This window comes from Arthrobacter sp. 10T413_2 (assembly GCF_056394205.1).
Window position 1 is genome coordinate 1 of record NZ_JBFTHK010000277.1, and the last position, 3,971, is coordinate 3,971.

The window sequence follows — 3,971 nt, forward strand, 5'->3', positions numbered from 1 at the left end:
ACCCCCGCCTCCGCCATGGAGGATCGAGTTGATGAGGATTCCGCCGAGGATCGCGCCGCCGAGGCCTCCGCCGCCGCTGCCACCGAACATCCCGCCGCGCCCGTAACCCTGGTTGGCGTAGCCGCCGAAGTGGTCAACATCGGACTGTGCCAACTGCGCAGCCTGGGCCGCCAGAGCGTAGGCCTGCTGCGCGTACTGCAGTGCGGTCACGGGGTCGTTGCGGGAGATGGAGAGCGCGTAGTCCAGGTTCCGCTGGGCCTCGGCCAGGCGCGTGCGGGCCTCGGTGCCCACGCCGCCGCGGCGGGCGGTGATGTAGTCCGACGTCGCGCTGATCTGCGCCTGGGCCGATGTGATGGTCTGTTGCAGCGAGGCCTGGGCGCGGCGCGCCTGTTCCTGCTGGTCGCGGATTCCGCTGAGCGATTCATCGAGGGTCTGGTGCGCGGCTGTCACGCGTTCCAGCGTGGCGACGGGATCGATCTTGCCGCCCTGGATTTCAGCCTTGACCTGGGCAAGGGCTGCTTCCACGGCAGCGACCGGTCCCGAAAGTTCCGGATGGGCGCCGGACTGGATCATCGCCTTGGCCTGGGCCAGGTCCTGGGCGGTATCGACGACGGCGGTTTCCAGGCCGCTGCGCGCTTCGCCGAGGCTGTCGGCCACCTTGGTGATGGCGCCGATCAGCACGTTTGTCTGGTGCAGGCTTTCTTCCGCGGCGCGCACGGCCACGGCGGCGAGACTGTTTTCGCCCGCGGCGAGTTTTTCCTTCGCCGCGGTGGAAGCGTTCTGCACGAAGTCGAGGCGTTCCTTGGCCTGCTTGATATTGTCCGCCACCTGGACCAGGGCACTCTCGGCGTACTTGGCGMGCAGATCCGTCAGCGACTGTTCGGYACTGGCAATCTTTGCCTCGGCTTCCGCGGCTCCGGCGCCGACGGCAGCGAGGGCCTCGGGGGCGTTCTTCTCCAGCTCCCGCAGGGAATCGAAGTCCGCTTTCTGCTCCTGCAGCGATGCCAGGGCGGCTTCGGAACGGCGGATGATTTCCCCGAGCCAGCTCCGMTGCTGTTCCTCGGTATCGGGAATGTGGTCATCCAGCTGCTGCTGAAGCTTGAAGGACTCCGTCATGTGGGCCTTGGCCTCTTGCAGCGCTTTGGTGAAGTTTCCCACCGCAGAGTCACCGTACTGGGCTTGGGCGAAGCCAAGTTCCTGCTCGCTGGACTTGATGGCGTCGTCGGCCTCGATCAGCAGGGAATCGCTCTTGCGGCGCAACTCTGCCACGCTGAGGCCCGCCAGCGGGTCCGGCTGGGCACCTTGAGCTCCGCCGGAGGCGCCGGAACCTTGGGCGGCCTTTTTCCGGCGGCTGCGGAAGTAAAGGTAGGCACCCGCTCCGCCCACGRCCACGACGCCGACTCCCACCAGGACGGCGTTGCCGGCCCCGGCTTCGGACGGCACGGTGCCGCTGCCCCCGGCCGCCGCGTCGCCCACCGCAGCGGCGGTATCAATCGCCGCCTGCGCGAAGTCGCGCTTTCCGCCGGCCAGGTTCGGAACGATGGCGTTTTGGGTGATATTGGACGTCTTGGAGTAGATGGCGCTGGCCGAGTTGGGGGAGAAGTAGTACTTGCCGTCGTCGGACATGGTGAGGATGACGTCGGCCTTGCCCATCCCCTTGTTGGTCGCCACGGCCACCGCCCAGGCCTTAGGGTCCGAGGGGTTCTCGAACGTCTTTGCCGTAATGACGTACAGGTTGTACTTGTGGTCCTTCAGTAGCTTCTGGATGGCGTCCTGGACTTCGCCCTTGCGGCTGCCGAGCATATTCGCGCTGTCCACGATGTTTTGCCCGGACGGGATAGTCACCGGGTCTTCGGCCAGGGCCGGAGCGGCGGGAAGCGCCAGCAATCCAGCCACGCCAACGACGGCGAGGAAACGAATCAACTTAGACCGCATGTGCAACCCTTCAGCACTTCTGGGACCGGTTCGGTCGAACCAGCCGTCACAGAATGCAGCAGCGCCCCCACGCAGATGTAAAGCCGCAGGTCGCTGTGGCAATTCCATTTGATTCTATGGTGCACCCAAATGGCAGTCCACCTTGGGGAATATGCCACCAGCGAAAAGCGCTTAAGCTGGCAAACCGGCAATCAGGCCGCTGTCCATCCGTTCAGGAACCTCCCAGCAAATGTCCGCTCTAGTATCAGTCTGAGCKACCATAGTTATAGGCAGACGAGGATGAAAGGAAGTCTCATGACTGAGAACCCAGTGCCGGGTGCGTCACCGGAGCCGACACAACAGAACCGGGGACCGGCCGAACCGCAGGAGGGCGCCCCGACGCAGCCGAATGCCTCAGCGCAGCCGCAGGGCGCCCGCACCCCGGAGACGGCACCCGGAAACCCGGCACCCGAGAACCCGACGCTTCGGCTGGACGGCGCCGAGGACGGCGCGCCGCGTCCGGTCTACCCGCAGCACCAGCCGRCCCCGGCCCAGCCTTCCCAGCCGCAGCACCCCGGCGCCGACACTCAGCAGTTCGGTGCCCCCGCGCCGCACGCAGGCCCGTACGGCGCTCCCGCCCAGCCCGGCCAGGGTMACGGCCAGCCCCCGTAMGGCCAGGCTCAGCAAGCACATTCCCCGTACAGCCAGGCGCCCTACGGCGCCCACCCCGGCAACCAGCCGGCGTCGGCCTATGCCCCCGGCGCGAGCTTTGTGAACAACCCCGCCCACGCCCCCAAGCGCAAGGCAGCGTTCGGCGTCCCTGTCCTCATCGCCAGCATCGTGGCGGCCGGCCTGATCGGCGGCGGTGTGGTGGCGGGCAGCAACGCGCTGCTGGGCGACCGTACCTCCACAGCCTCCACGAGCAACACGAGCCAGGCCGGGCCGGTGATCGTCAACAACAGGGACGACGTCAACGCCATCAGCGCCGCCGCCCTGAAAGCTTCCCCCAGCGTGGTGACCATCAAGGCCACCAGCGGCAGCGACGGCGGCACCGGCAGCGGCATCATCCTTGACACGGACGGCCATGTGCTGACCAACACCCACGTGGTAACTCTCGACGGTAAGGCCGCCAACGCCACCATGGAGGTCCGGACCAGCGACGGCAAGGTCTACGCCGCGAAGATCGTCGGTACAGACCCGCTCTCCGATCTTGCAGTGATCAAGATCGACAACCCCTCCGGGCTGGTTCCGGCCACGCTGGGTGACTCGAACAAGCTGAACGTCGGTGACACCGCCGTCGCCATCGGCTCGCCGCTCGGCCTCACCGGAACCGTCACCGATGGCATCGTCTCCACCCTGAACCGGACCATCAGCGTGGCATCCTCGGCCGCGCCGAAGGGCGGGGCGGACAACTCCCAGGGCGGTGACCAGGGCTTCCAGTTCGCACCTCCGGGCGGCGGMCAGACCCAGAACACCGCTGACCAGGGATCCATCTCGATCAACGTCATCCAGACGGACGCGGCCATCAACCCGGGCAACTCCGGCGGCGCACTGGTGAACACGAAGGGCGAAATCATCGGCGTCAACGTCGCGATCGCCTCCGCCGGCGGCGACTCGTCCACCGGCAGCAGCAGCGGTAACATCGGCGTCGGATTCAGCATCCCGATCAACAACGCCAAGCGCGTTGCCCAGGAGATCATCAGCAACGGCAAGGCCACCCACGCACAGTTCGGCGTGAGCGTGAAAGCCAAGGCGGCAGGAGCGTCCTCCTCCGGATTCTCGGTGGGCGCCGAGGTCGCGACCGTCGAGCCCGGCTCGGCCGCTGACAAGGCCGGCATCAAGGTTGGCGACGTCGTGACGAAGTTCCAGGACCTGACCATCAGCGATCCCAACCAGCTGACCGCCGCGGTGCGCGAACAGCCGGCCGGGGCCACGGTCAAGGTCACGGTGCTGCGCGGCGGCCAGCCGAAGGAAGTCGATGTAACCCTYGGCACTGCTGCCGACCAATAGAGGCAGCAGCCGATAGACAGCAGAGAGGCCGGGCGGCACCGAAAGGT

General features: G+C 66.9%; 2 protein-coding genes. One reads left to right on the plus strand and one right to left on the minus strand.

Going from position 1 to position 3,971, the window contains the following annotated elements; genetic code table 11:
* Positions 1-1,935 (minus strand): TPM domain-containing protein (locus AC1DBQ_RS22375; RefSeq protein ID WP_476930602.1); only part of this gene is annotated, 1,935 nt, incomplete at its 3' end.
* A 294-nt stretch (positions 1,936-2,229) separates the two neighbouring features.
* Here AC1DBQ_RS22375 and AC1DBQ_RS22380 point away from each other — a divergent pair.
* Positions 2,230-3,924, plus strand: a complete 1,695-nt coding sequence (locus AC1DBQ_RS22380) for a S1C family serine protease (RefSeq protein WP_476930603.1) — start codon at positions 2,230-2,232, stop codon at positions 3,922-3,924.
* Positions 3,925-3,971 lie beyond the last annotated feature (47 nt).